At 52.3% G+C, this 12,392-nt stretch carries 10 protein-coding genes, 1 tRNA gene and 1 pseudogene; 6 read left to right on the top strand and 6 right to left on the bottom strand.

Going from position 1 to position 12,392, the window contains the following annotated elements; genetic code table 11:
• Window positions 1-10: 10 nt before the first annotated feature.
• Window positions 11-1,819: a translational GTPase TypA gene (gene typA / locus H9L05_RS02870; RefSeq protein ID WP_187732951.1), complete on the bottom strand. Its 1,809-nt coding sequence runs from the start codon at window positions 1,817-1,819 to the stop codon at window positions 11-13.
• Window positions 1,820-2,018: 199 nt separating this feature from the next.
• On the opposite strand from typA, the gene msrB reads away from it, so the two are divergent.
• Together msrB and H9L05_RS02860 are read left to right on the top strand one after the other, a co-directional pair.
• Window positions 2,019-2,576: a peptide-methionine (R)-S-oxide reductase MsrB gene (msrB, locus tag H9L05_RS02865; RefSeq protein WP_187732950.1), complete on the top strand. Its 558-nt coding sequence runs from the start codon at window positions 2,019-2,021 to the stop codon at window positions 2,574-2,576.
• A gap of 134 nt (window positions 2,577-2,710) precedes the next feature.
• Window positions 2,711-3,073, top strand: coding sequence for a hypothetical protein (locus tag H9L05_RS02860; RefSeq protein WP_187732949.1), 363 nt, complete (start codon window positions 2,711-2,713; stop codon window positions 3,071-3,073).
• A gap of 88 nt (window positions 3,074-3,161) precedes the next feature.
• Here the strand turns inward: H9L05_RS02860 and H9L05_RS02855 are convergent, their stop codons facing one another.
• Window positions 3,162-3,797: a hypothetical protein gene (locus H9L05_RS02855; RefSeq protein WP_187732948.1), complete on the bottom strand. Its 636-nt coding sequence runs from the start codon at window positions 3,795-3,797 to the stop codon at window positions 3,162-3,164.
• Window positions 3,798-4,016: 219 nt separating this feature from the next.
• Between H9L05_RS02855 and metG the strand changes: the two are divergent.
• Window positions 4,017-6,058 (top strand): annotated as a pseudogene (metG, locus tag H9L05_RS02850) (methionine--tRNA ligase).
• A 130-nt stretch (window positions 6,059-6,188) separates the two neighbouring features.
• Here the strand turns inward: metG and pth are convergent.
• The 4 genes from pth to H9L05_RS02830 form a co-directional block, all read right to left on the bottom strand.
• Complete coding sequence (gene pth, locus H9L05_RS02845) at window positions 6,189-6,752, bottom strand: aminoacyl-tRNA hydrolase (protein ID WP_187732947.1); 564 nt, start codon at window positions 6,750-6,752, stop codon at window positions 6,189-6,191.
• A 146-nt stretch (window positions 6,753-6,898) separates the two neighbouring features.
• A complete protein-coding gene (locus tag H9L05_RS02840) occupies window positions 6,899-7,474 on the bottom strand; it encodes a 50S ribosomal protein L25/general stress protein Ctc (RefSeq protein ID WP_187732946.1) in 576 nt (191 codons plus the stop codon).
• A gap of 151 nt (window positions 7,475-7,625) precedes the next feature.
• The gene (locus tag H9L05_RS02835; RefSeq protein ID WP_187310601.1) at window positions 7,626-8,555 is read right to left on the bottom strand and encodes a ribose-phosphate pyrophosphokinase; all 930 of its coding nucleotides are present in this window, start codon (window positions 8,553-8,555) and stop codon (window positions 7,626-7,628) included.
• A gap of 194 nt (window positions 8,556-8,749) precedes the next feature.
• Window positions 8,750-8,822 (bottom strand) — tRNA-Gln (locus H9L05_RS02830).
• A 256-nt stretch (window positions 8,823-9,078) separates the two neighbouring features.
• Here H9L05_RS02830 and atpD point away from each other — a divergent pair.
• The 3 genes from atpD (at window position 9,079) to H9L05_RS02815 (ending at window position 12,218) form a co-directional block, all read left to right on the top strand.
• Window positions 9,079-10,584, top strand: a complete 1,506-nt coding sequence (gene atpD / locus H9L05_RS02825; protein WP_187732945.1) for a F0F1 ATP synthase subunit beta — start codon at window positions 9,079-9,081, stop codon at window positions 10,582-10,584.
• 91 nt (window positions 10,585-10,675) lie between these two features.
• The gene (gene atpC / locus H9L05_RS02820) at window positions 10,676-10,921 is read left to right on the top strand and encodes an ATP synthase F1 subunit epsilon (protein WP_084444313.1); all 246 of its coding nucleotides are present in this window, start codon (window positions 10,676-10,678) and stop codon (window positions 10,919-10,921) included.
• A 169-nt stretch (window positions 10,922-11,090) separates the two neighbouring features.
• Window positions 11,091-12,218 (top strand): trans-sulfuration enzyme family protein, encoded by a 1,128-nt coding sequence (locus H9L05_RS02815; protein WP_187732944.1) that lies wholly within the window; start codon window positions 11,091-11,093, stop codon window positions 12,216-12,218.
• Window positions 12,219-12,392 lie beyond the last annotated feature (174 nt).

Genomic DNA, 12,392 nt, shown 5'->3' with positions numbered 1-12,392 from the left:
TTGGCAGAAACTAGTCTACCTTCTTGGCTGAGCGCAAACGCTCGTTTTCGTCCAGCAGAATCTTACGCATCCGCACCGACTTAGGCGTTACTTCCAGATACTCGTCTTTCTGAATGTATTCCATGGCCTCTTCCAGCGAAAACTGACGCTTCGGGATAATCTTGGCGTTGTCGTCGGAGCCGGAAGCACGCATGTTGGTGAGCTTCTTGCCTTTCTGGATGTTGATGGTCAAATCGTTAGGACGAGTGTGCTCACCGATAACCTGGCCAGCGTACACTTCCTCGCCCGGATCAACGAAAAACTCGCCGCGGTCCTGCATCTTATCGATGGTATACGCGGTGCCGGCACCCGTATCCATCGAAATCAGCGAACCAGCAATACGACCCGGAATTACGCCTTTATAGGGCTCGTAGCTCAGGAAGCGGTGGTTCATGATGGCCTCACCAGCCGTAGCCGTCAGCACGTTGTTACGCAAGCCAATCAGGCCACGGGCCGGAATGTTGAACTCCAAATGCTGCAAGTCGCCTTTCGGCTCCATGATGGTCAGGTCGCCCTTACGCATCGTCACCAGCTCGATAACCTTACCAGCAGTTTCCTCTGGCACATCAACTACCAAGTGCTCGATTGGCTCCAGGCGGTTGCCATTGTCATCTTCTTTGAACAGCACCTGGGGCTGACCCACCTGCAATTCAAAGCCTTCACGACGCATCGTCTCGATCAGTACCGACAAGTGAAGAATACCGCGGCCGTACACCAAAAATGTATCTTCCTTATCGGTTTCCTTTACGCGCAGCGCAAGGTTTTTCTCGGTTTCTTTGAACAGACGGTCACGCAAATGGCGCGAGGTCACGAACTTGCCTTCCTTACCGAAGAAGGGCGAGTTGTTGATGGTGAACAACATGTTCATCGTCGGCTCGTCGATGCTGATAACGGTCAGGCCTTCGGGGTTGTCGGCATCCGCCAGCGTATCACCGATGTCGAAACCTTCAATGCCCGTTACGGCGCAGATTTCGCCCGAGCTAACTTCCGCAACCTTGTTCCGGCCCAAGCCTTCGAACACATGTAGCTCCTTGATTTTTACTTTCTTGATAGTGCCGTCACGCTTCACCAGGCTCATGTTGGCGCCTTCTTTCAGCGTGCCGCGGTGTACGCGACCAATGGCGATGCGGCCCACGAACGACGAATAGTCGAGCGAAGTCACCTGCATCTGGGGCGTGCCGTCCAAAGTAGGCGCGGGAGGAATAGAAGCAACCACCGCGTCGAGCAGCGGAATGATGTTGTCGGTCTTTACTTTCCAGTCGGTGCTCATCCAGCCTTGCTTCGATGAACCATAAAGGGTCACGAAGTCAAGCTGATCTTCCGAAGCGCCGAGGTTGAACATGAGGTCGAAAACCTGCTCGTGCACCTCATCGGGGCGGCAGTTTTCCTTGTCCACTTTGTTTACTACCACGATAGGCTTCAGGCCCAAATCAATGGCTTTGCCCAGTACGAAGCGGGTCTGGGGCATGGCGCCTTCGAAGGCATCCACGAGCAGTAACACGCCGTCGGCCATCTTCAGTACGCGCTCTACCTCACCACCAAAGTCGGCGTGACCAGGCGTATCGATGATGTTGATCTTGACGTCCTTATAACGAACCGATACGTTCTTGGAGACGATGGTAATGCCCCGCTCGCGCTCCAGATCGTTGTTGTCCAGGATCAGGTCGTCGAAGTGCTGGTGCTCATCGAATAGCTTAGAGGCGTGAATGATTTTGTCCACGAGCGTCGTCTTGCCGTGGTCAACGTGCGCAATAATTGCGATATTCCGAATGTTCTGCATACAAAGGTTTTTGCGGGCGCAAAGGTACGCAATTGTCAGCGGATAAATGAGTGTGACGAAAATGTTAACTGTTTGAAACTGAAATAGCACCCGCTCCCACGAACCGAACCCAAGCCCGGTAGCGTATGTTATGCCAGTGGCTGCCGCAATGGCGCGCCACTCATCTGTTTCAGTTTTACACTTCCCTCACTTTCCCCTGATGCGTAACTCCGCCCTTATTCTGGCTTTTTCTTTTTTGACGTTGGGCACTGCTTGCTCGCAGAAAAAAGACGGGCTGGCAACCGCTAAGGCTCAGGCAGCTACCGATCCCGGCGCTGCTGCCAAAGCATATCCAACGGCCCAGCCCATGACCAACAAAGCCGATGAATTTGCAGTTCGCAAAACGGAGGCGGAATGGAGAAAACTGCTTAGTCCTGAGCAATTTAAGGTGTTGCGCGAGCAAGGTACGGAGCGGCCTTTTGCTAATAAGTACAACGACAACCACGAAAAAGGTGTGTATCACTGCGCCGGCTGCAACAACTTATTATTCAACTCAGCCACCAAATTTGAGTCGGGCACGGGTTGGCCCAGCTTCTTTGCTCCGGCCACCGCGGCCAGCGTGAAAGTGCAGAAGGATAATAGCTACGGCATGTCGCGCGACGAGATTGTGTGCGCCAAGTGCGGTGGCCACATTGGTCACGTCTTCGACGACGGCCCCAACCCTACGGGGCTTCGGTACTGCATGAACTCGGCGGCGATGAATTTTAAGAAGCAGTAAGTCCTTTCAAAAAAGCCCCCAGCGCGCCCCGCATTACTCTTCTGAAGCGGGCGCTGGCTAAGTCCAACTTAATGCTGTTGGGTTGCGTTGTAAGAATGCAGGCTCGCCGCCGAACCAGCATTCAGTCAAAATCTATGTTTACGTATCGTTTAGGCTTGCCTTACCGCGCCTTTTGGCTGGGTAGCTTGCTGTTTCTGGGCGTCGCTTGCACTGCCACCCAGGAGCAGGCAGCCGAAGTTGACCGCGCCCCGCTGCCCACTGAAATTCGGACGGATGCCGACCGGCAGGCGGCTTACAATAGCGGAATCGGCACTCGTGCTGCCGTGCCCGACGCAACGCCCGGCCGGGTGGAGCTGGGTGAGCAGGCGGCCGGAACCAACTCCCGGCAGCGGATCGAAAACGTGAACACCAACAACCCTAACACCAGCACGCCCGAAACGCGACTGCGCCGCTTGCGCGGTGCCCCCGCCGATACCATTCGTCGGCCGGGTTTCTAAAATAATGGTAAAGCGTAAAAAAAGCCCCCCAGCTAAGCGAAATACTTGCTGGGGGCTTTTCTACGTCCTGTTAATTGGGGTAGTAAAATTAGCTGGCACCGTTGGTGTCGGCGCCCGGAGCCGGCGTTTCGGCGGCCGGCTTGCGGCTTGTTTTAGCGGTTGTGGCTACTGGTTTGCGCGCGCTGGCGCTGGGTCGGCGTGAGCTGCCATTAGACGAAGCCGCTGTGCTTGCTGTGGCTTGCAAAGTGGCGCGGCTTTTACGAGGACTGCCATCCTTGTTCGTTGTTACGGACGGCTTCGGTGCTGGCTTGCGGTTACGTACGTCCGTCGTACGAGTAGGCGCAGCAGCAACTGGGGTGTCAGTTGTCGTGTCGGCTGAGTCGTAATGACGTACTATCGTGTGCAGGGCTTCCTCAAACATGCGCTCCGTGTCCTGATCCAGCCGTCGCGTAGCTTCCTTCACTACTTCTTTCAGCTTAGCTTTCGTTTCTTTGCGAATGCGTTTCACTACATCGCTTACCCGCGTATCCAGTTCTTTCTGAAGTTGCTTGGCCGCCGATTTGAGTGCCTTTTTCTGACTGGCTTTCTCCACGGTGCGGTCGTCGTTCAGCGACTTGGTCGCTTGCATCGTTGATTTTGCCGCTTTGCGCTCCGCCTTCGATGCTTTTGGAGCTGACTCTTTTTTAGCCTTTTTAGCGGATTTCTCCTGTTCTGATTTTTTCATGGTGGAAGCAGGTGAGGGTTAGATAGATTGCCTGTAATTTCCTTGAAATCATTCGACCTATTCAATCAAATATAGCCGTATTTACTATGTCCAATTCGTTATTGTTTTATTAAGCTGATTTATCCTTGTATTTAAACTTTTCTTTGTACCCAAATGCTACCTGAGTACAGCCATTTCACTTCTTTCTTTCGAATCCCTTTTTGGGTTTAGCTTCTTCTTATGTCTTCTGACTTTCAACGTTATACCGTTACTGCTGCTTTGCCTTATGCCAATGGTCCGGTGCATATTGGTCACTTGGCAGGTGTTTATTTGCCAGCCGATATTTATGTGCGCTACCTGCGCAGTGCCGGCCGCGATGTAAAGTTTATTTGCGGCTCCGATGAACACGGTGTGCCTATTACTATTCGGGCGCAAAAAGAGGGTGTTACGCCGCAGCAGGTGGTGGATAAATATCACGCGCTGATTCGAGATTCTTTCCTCGATTTTGGTGTGTCGTTCGATATCTATTCGCGCACTTCCTCGGCTACGCACCGCGAAGTTTCGAGCGGTTTTTTTCGCAAGCTTTACGAGGAAGGAAAATTCATCGAGCAAACGTCGCAGCAGTATTATGATGAGCAGGCCAACCAATTTTTGGCCGACCGTTATATCGTGGGTACGTGCCCCAACTGCGGCAACGAAAACGCCTACGGCGACCAGTGCGAGCGGTGCGGCACTTCGCTCAGCCCCACTGAACTAATCAATCCGCGCAGCATGCTAAGTGGCAACAACCCGGTGCTGCGCGAAACCAAGCACTGGTACTTGCCTCTCGATCAATATGAGCCCTGGCTGCGTGAATGGATTGTGGAAGGCCATAAAAACGACTGGAAAGCCAACGTGTACGGCCAATGCAAGTCTTGGATCGACCAGGGCCTGCACCCGCGCGCCGTTACCCGCGACCTCGATTGGGGCGTGCCCGTGCCGGTAGAAGGCGCGGAAGGCAAGGTGCTGTACGTGTGGTTTGATGCACCCATCGGCTACATTTCCGCTACTAAAGACCTGCTGCCCGACACCTGGGAAACTTACTGGAAAGACAGCGGCTCGAAGCTGGTGCACTTTATCGGCAAGGATAATATCGTGTTTCACTGCATTATATTTCCGGCCATGCTCAAAGCGCACGGCGACTATATTTTGCCCGATAACGTGCCCGCCAATGAGTTCCTGAATCTTGAAGGCGACAAAATTTCTACCTCACGCAACTGGGCCGTGTGGCTGCACGAATATTTGCAGGATTTCCCCGGTCGTGCTGATGTTTTGCGCTACGTATTGTGCGCGAATGCTCCCGAAAATAAAGACAACGATTTCACCTGGAAAGATTTTCAGGCGCGCAATAATAACGAGCTGTTAGCCACGCTCGGCAACTTCGTAAATCGTGCCGTTGTGCTCACGCATAAGTACTTTGGGGGACAAATTCCGGCGCGAAATGAGCTTACTGAATTTGACCAGGAAGTGCTCCAGCAATTAGCCGATTTTCCGGCGCGTATTGGTCAGCTAATTGAAAATTACCGCTTCCGTGATGCGCTGAATGAGCTGATGAATTTGGCGCGTTTGGGCAATAAATATCTGGCAGATACGGAGCCGTGGAAACTCATCAAAACGGATGAGGCGCGGGTAGGAACTATCCTAAATATTGGGCTGCAAATTACAGCTAGCCTGACAACATTAATGGAGCCTTTTCTGCCCAGCACAGCGGCACGTTTGGGGAGTATGTTGAACACCGAAAAAGCCCCTGGACCGCTGCTGGCAACGCCGATGCTCTGCCTGTCGGACATCAACTGAACGAGGCATTTCTGCTGTTTGAAAAGATTGAAGATGCTACGGTAGAGGCGCAAGTACAAAAGCTGCTCGATACCAAAAAAGCCAACGAATTAGCAAACGCTGTAACGGCTCCCGCCAAGGATAACGTGTCGTTTGATGAGTTCAGCCGCATGGATTTGCGCGTAGGCACCATCACGGCCGCTGAGAAAGTTGCCAAGACCAAAAAGCTCCTCAAACTCACGGTGGATACCGGGCTGGAGCAGCGCACCATTGTGAGCGGCATTGCCGAGTCGTTTATTCCGGAAGCACTGGTCGGACAACAGGTGTTGGTGTTGCTAAATTTGGCTCCCAGAGAGATAAAAGGTATTCAGTCGCAGGGCATGCTGCTGCTGGCCGAAAACGCCGACGGCTCATTGGCCCTCATGCAGCCCGGCCAGCAAGTGCGGCCCGGTAGCGGCGTAATGTAGACACGCTGTTCTCAGCAAGCTTTTCAGCTTAAACCCAAAAAAGCCCCCAGCACTAGCGCTGGGGGCTTTTTTGGGTTTAAATGCTTAAAGTCAACCGCCTTATAGGGTTTCAGTCGCGTCTGCGAAGGTGTTATTTCACATTGACCACGTTCATAGCGCGCTCAATGCCTAGCGTGCCGAACGCCAGCACAGCCTCAGCGGCTTTTTCAATGCGCAGCGGCAAGTCGATTTGCTCATCGGCCGAAAATGGATTGAGTACATAATCCACCTGCCGACCTTTGGGAAAGTTAGCATCAACCCCAAAACGCAGGCGGGCGTATTCGTCCGTGCCCAGCGTTTCCTGAATGGATTTCAAGCCATTATGCCCCCCAGCCGAGCCTTTTCCTTTCAGGCGCAGCTTGCCATACGGTAGCGCCAAATCGTCCGTCACAACCAGCATCTGCTCCTTCTCAAGCTTCAAGCTGGTCAGATAATGCGCCGCCGCTTTACCACTCAGATTCATGTACGTTGTGGGCTTTACCAGCACGAAGGTTTTGCCTTTATGCTTGATTTCCGTCACAAACGCGTACCGATTTATTTCAAACCGCGCCTCGTGTTTTTGTGCCAGATAATCGGCCACCATAAATCCGATATTATGACGCGTGTCGGCGTATTCCGGACCAATATTGCCGAGGCATAAAACCAGGTATTTCATTGAATCATGAATTAAATCGGTAACACAAGATTGACGAATATTCAGTCTTGTTTTAGGGCTTAAATCATTTAAAGAAAAGCCCCCAGAATATTTCTGGGGGCTTTTCTTTAGATAATCGAACGGATTATAAAATCTGTGGCGGGGGCTTACTTGTCGCCGCCGGCCATTGCACCTTTCAGCGCACGTGGGATAGCCACGGTAGCGATAGGAGCAAGGGGGTTAGTAAGAATAGTGTAGTTGGTAGGCTGCACCTTGCTTACTTTGATAGACTTACCTAGCTCGAGGTCCGAGATGTTCACCTCTACATAGTCGGGCAGGTTTTCGGGCAGCGCCTTCACCTTTACCTTACGCAGCTTCGAGATCAGCTTACCACCTTGCTGTACGCCGGGCGAAGTGCCGATGTACTTAACAGGGATGTCCATTTTTACCTCTTTGCCATCCTGCAATTGCAGGAAGTCAACGTGCAGCAGCATCTCGTTCACGGGGTGAAACTGAGCGTCCTGCACGATAGCACGGTAGATGGTACCTTCTACGTTCAAATCAACGATGTGTACTTCAGGCGTGTACAGCAATTCGCGGAAGAGAATGGCAGGAGCCGAGAAGTGTACCTGCTCTCCTGCACCGTACATTACGCACGGAACATAAGAATCAAGACGCAGCTGCTTTGCCTCTTTCTTGCCGAGATTCGCTCTTTTAAACCCTACAATCTCTAAGCTTTTCATAAAAAGAGTGTTTTTGGAAAAAGTATTTTTTGCTCCCATCAATTAATGGGGCCGCAAAGATACGGTTTAAGTCCGTTAACTAAAAAGGACTTGATATATAGTGTGTAAAAGGCCGCGCCGCTAATAGAAACAAAGCACCACGGCCCAACTATCAGGTAAAGAGCGAGCTGATCGACTCGTGCGTCACGACGTTGCGAATAGCGTGGGCAAACAAATCAGCCAACGATATCACCCGGATTTTTGGGTTCTCCTGCCGCAACGGAATCGTGTCGGATACCACCAGTTCTTCCAGCACGGAGTTGCGAATGCGGTCGTGGGCCGGGCCGCTGAGCACAGGGTGTGTAATAACAGCGCGCACTGAGCGCGCACCACGCTCTAGCAGCAATTCAGCCGCTTTGCAGATGGTGCCAGCCGTATCTACAATATCATCGACCAGAACGACATCTTGCCCGGTCACGTCGCCAATCACCTGCATCGAGGCAATTTCATTGGCCCGCAAACGCGTTTTGTCGCACACCACTATTTCGGCCCCGAAGCGCTTGGCAAAAGCGCGGGTACGCACCACACCACCCACGTCAGGGGAGGCGAAAATGAGGTTTTCTAAGTTCAGCGACTTGATATAAGGCACAAACATGGCCGAACCATCAAGGTGGTCAACGGGAATATCGAAAAAGCCTTGAATCTGGCCGGCGTGCAGGTCACACGTCATCAGGCGGTCGGTGCCTACGCTTTGGATGAAGTCGGCTACCACTTTAGCCCCGATACTCACGCGCGGCTTATCCTTACGATCTTGGCGGGCGTAGCCATAGTAGGGCATCACGATGGTAACGGAGGCGGCAGAGGCACGTTTGGCGGCGTCTACCATCAGCATGAGTTCCATCAGGTTCTCAGCCGGCGGAAACGTGCTTTGAATCAGGAACACGGCACATCCCCGGACGCTTTCGTTGAAGCTTGGTCCCAGTTCAGTGTCGGCGAAGCGCTGAAGGCTCAGATCACCGAGTTGGGTGCCATAAGCGGCGGCAATTTTCTCACCGAGTTCGTGCGAGGCGTTGCCTGCGAAAAGTTTAACCTGCTGGGACATGAGTTTAATTCAGTTGGGAATCAGCGGAGTGTGCAAAGGTAAACAGGAGACGCTATATGGCTGAGCTAAGCAGAAGGGAGCGATAAGTAAAAATAGCCGATTATAAAGCGAAAAGGCCGAAAAGGCTAAACTAAAAAGCGAAAGGCGCTGATTCCTCCCGGGGGAAGTATCAGCGCCTTTCGCGTTACAAGTAGTTGTCCGACCAGGGCTCGAACCTGGACTTTCTTGAATCAAAATCAAGCGTGTTGCCAGTTACACCATCGGACAAAGTCCCCAGTGGCAATGCCGTTTGGGTGTGCAAATGTACGAGGCGAATAATTCGGGGCAAATTCTAATCGAATATTTTTTAAAATATTTTCTGGGGCTGGGGGGCAAATATTGGGTTTAAAGCGTCTTGAGTGCCTGATTGTCAATACTCCAGCACTGCACAAACTTTCCGCTCACGCGAGCTTTGGCAAAGCGGGGATTAAGCCGTAGTTTTGCGGCCTGAAAACGTTGCCACCCATCTATATAAAGACCTCCAATGGCGAATAACGGCAAAATCACCCAAGTAATTGGTCCCGTAGTGGACGTAAGCTTCGCCGGTGATGACACGCGCCTCCCCAACATTCTCGACGCGCTCGAAGTCATAAAAGACAACGGCCAGGTCGTTATCCTCGAATGCCAGCAGCACTTAGGCGAAGACCGGGTGCGCACCATCGCCATGGACTCGACTGAGGGTCTGACCCGCGGTGCCATTGTGCGCGACTTGGGTTCGCCCATCTCGATGCCGACTGGTGAAGGCGTAAAAGGCCGCTTGTTCAATGTAATTGGCCAAGCCATTGACGGCATTCGTCAGCCTGATAGCAACGGACCGATGTCAATTCACCGCTCGGCTCCTCCGTTTGAGGATCTGGCTACGACGTCGGAAGTATTCTTCACCGGTATCAAGGTAATCGACCTGTTGGCTCCTTATGTAAAAGGTGGCAAAATTGGTTTGTTCGGTGGTGCTGGCGTAGGCAAAACCGTACTGATTCAGGAGCTGATCAACAACATCGCGAAGGCTTATTCCGGTCTGTCGGTGTTTGCTGGTGTAGGCGAGCGTACTCGTGAGGGAAATGACTTGCTGCGCGAATTCATTGAGTCGGACATCATCCGTTACGGCGCCGAGTTCAAGCACTCCATGGAAGAAGGTGGCTGGGACTTGTCGAAAGTAGACGAGACGGAGCTGGCTAAGTCGCAGGCTACCCTCGTATTCGGTCAGATGAACGAGCCGCCCGGAGCCCGTGCTCGCGTGGCCCTGTCAGGTCTTACCATTGCTGAAAGCTTCCGCGATGGCGACGGTACTGGTTCAGGCCGCGATATCCTGTTCTTTATTGACAACATCTTCCGCTTTACCCAGGCTGGTTCGGAAGTTTCGGCTTTGTTGGGTCGTATGCCTTCGGCCGTAGGTTACCAGCCCACGCTGGCCACCGAAATGGGTGCCATGCAGGAGCGCATTACTTCTACCAAGCGTGGTTCTATCACGTCGGTACAGGCCGTATATGTGCCTGCCGATGACTTGACTGACCCAGCGCCGGCTAATACCTTCGCTCACTTGGATGCCACGACGGTATTGTCGCGTAAGATTGCTGAGCTTGGCATTTATCCTGCCGTTGACCCACTTGACTCTACCTCGCGCATTCTGTCCGTTGAAGTTCTGGGTGAGGAGCACTACAACACCGCCCAGCGCGTGAAAGAGATTCTGCAGCGCTACAAAGAACTGCAGGACATCATCGCCATCCTTGGTATGGATGAGCTGTCGGAGGAAGATAAGCAGGTCGTAAACCGCGCTCGTCGTGTGCAGCGCTTCCTGTCGCAGCCTTTCTTCGTAGCTGAACAGTTCACTGGTTTGAAGGGTGTGTTGGTTGATATCAAAGACACTATCCGCGGCTTCAACGAAATCATCGACGGCAAGCACGACCACCTACCTGAAGCAGCTTTCAACCTCGTTGGTACTATCGAGGATGCCGTTGTAAAAGGTGAGCGTCTAATTGCTGAAGCGAAATAACTGTTTTAAAGAGATGAATGGCTAAATGGTTGATTGCTCGGTACTACTCGTCGAACGATTAACCATTCAGCTATTCAACAATTCAACTGACATGCATTTAGAAATCATCACGCCAGACCGGAAAATATTTGCGGGTGAGGTCACTTCGGCTCAGTTTCCAGGGGCGGATGGACTTTTTGAAGTGCTTAACAACCACGCTCCCCTTATCAGTGCCTTACAGGCGGGTAGCATCAACGTGAACAGCGCTACGGGCCGCGAATCCTTCCGCATCGAAGGTGGCGTGGTAGAAGTGCTGCGCAACAATGTTATCGTGCTGGCTGAAGGCGTAGTTGCCTAAGCTGGTTTATGTAGTAGTAAAAAGCCTTTCCTTTGCCAGGAAAGGCTTTTTTGTTTTTGGTTGATCCTGCTTCCTTTAACCATTCTTGAGGAAGAGCTACTAGCTCAAGACCGGTCTAATTTTGCCCCCCACAGTCCCTGTATCCCGAGATTCGGCAACATCATTCTGTATGCATATCCATCCCAAAATCACCCCCATCTATCAAACGTCGGTTTTCAAATTTGAGGATCTGGATGGCATAGCACAGTATTTCGATGAGCCCGGCAGCCGCTACATGTATTCACGGAATGGTAACCCTAACTCCGATGAACTGGCCGAGGCAGTGAACCGGCTGGAAGGTGGGCAGGGGGCAATTGCAACGGGCTCCGGCATGGCGGCTATCCTGGCAGCCATTTTAGCTTACTGCGAAGCCGGCGACCATGTGCTTTGCGCGGCTGATATCTATGGTGGATCAGCGGCCCTGCTGAATCTGGAACTAAGTCGCCTGGGAATTTCGGTGAGCTATGTGCCTTTCGAGGAGCTTTACGATCTAAAGCCGCATCTGCAACCCCGCACCCGCCTGTTGCTGGCCGAAACTATGAGTAACCCGTTGTTGCGCGTGGTAAATCTGAAGGCTCTGGCCGAAGAGTGCCATCAGCATAGCGTAAAGCTGGTTATTGACAATACGTTTGCTACGCCTCTACTCACTCGCCCTATCGAGTATGGTGCTGATATTACGTTGCACAGCGTAACTAAATACCTGGCTGGCCATTCCGACGTAACGGCTGGGGTAGTAGTTGCCGCCACCACCGAAACAGCTGCTCGCCTCCGCCAGATTGGAATGACTCTGGGTTTAACTCTAAGTCCGATGGAGAGCTGGCTGGCAGTGCGAGGGCTCAAAACGCTGCGCCTGCGTGTGAAGGAGCACAGCTCTAATGCGCAAGCTATAGCTGAGATGCTTGACCGCCATCCAGTCGTACAAGAAGTCAATTATCCGGGTTTACCAAGCCATGCAGAGCACCAACTTGCCGCTCGTCAAGGCGGGACTCAGTTCGGAGGTATGCTTTCCTTCCGTTTGCCTGATGATGAGAAGTTGGTGAATCAATTTATGCGTCGCTCACTGCGCTTTCCGTTTGCACCATCGCTGGCAGGAGTTGATTCGTCACTCTCACATCCACTCAGTACCTCGCACCGGTCCCTCCGCCCTGAGCAGCAGCAGCGACTAGGTATCACTGTGGGCTTGGTGCGCTTATCAGTGGGCATTGAGGTGAAAGAAGAGTTATTAGCTGATTTGGAGCAGGCATTGGAGCAAGGGTAAAGTATCTACACGTTTTCAAGCGTCAAAACTGTCTCTGAGCTGCCGGATACTAATTACGAACTAGGTGGCTAAACCTGGGGAGTTTGGAATGCACGTCAGCAGCTCTTTAACGAATATTTAGATGGAGGCCTTAGCGGATAAGAATAAATAATAAAGGTTTATATAGCTGCTGTG

It is taken from the genome of Hymenobacter qilianensis (assembly GCF_014489555.1).
Taxonomy (GTDB): Bacteria; Bacteroidota; Bacteroidia; order Cytophagales; family Hymenobacteraceae; genus Hymenobacter; species Hymenobacter qilianensis.
The sequence above is the reverse complement of the archived record's forward strand: the minus strand, read 5'-3'. Positions and strand labels throughout refer to the sequence as shown.